This is a genomic window from Sinomonas sp. G460-2 (genome assembly GCF_047759905.1).
In the GTDB taxonomy this organism is placed as follows: domain Bacteria; phylum Actinomycetota; class Actinomycetes; order Actinomycetales; family Micrococcaceae; genus Sinomonas.
Window position 1 is genome coordinate 1 of the sequence record NZ_JBKZWT010000588.1, and the last position, 364, is coordinate 364.

A 364-nucleotide genomic window follows, 5' to 3' on the forward strand; every position below is an offset into this window, starting at 1 on the left:
TCCGACCTGGGACCGCGGTGACGGCGGCTTCGGCGACGTCTCCGGCGTGGCGAAGGGCGGCTACGTCCTGGCCGAGGCCCAGCGCGATGGCGCCGACGTGACCCCGGACGTGATCCTCATCGGCACGGGCTCCGAGGTCCAGCTTGCCGTCGCCGCCCGCGAGGCCCTGGCGACCGAAGGCATCGCGGCCCGCGTGGTCTCCATGCCCTGCGTCGAATGGTTCAAGGCCCAGGATCCCGCCTACCGCGAGTCCGTGCTCCCCGCAGCCGTCAAGGCCCGTGTCTCCGTCGAGGCCGGCCTGGCCCTCGGCTGGCGCGAGTTCGTCGGCGACGCCGGCCGCACGATCAGCCTCGAGCACTACGGT

The 364-nt window shown here is 73.4% G+C and carries 1 protein-coding gene; it reads left to right on the top strand.

Going from position 1 to position 364, the window contains the following annotated elements:
* A partial coding sequence (locus ACLN58_RS22620) for a transketolase-like TK C-terminal-containing protein (protein WP_415857441.1) occupies positions 1–364 on the top strand: 364 nt, incomplete at both ends.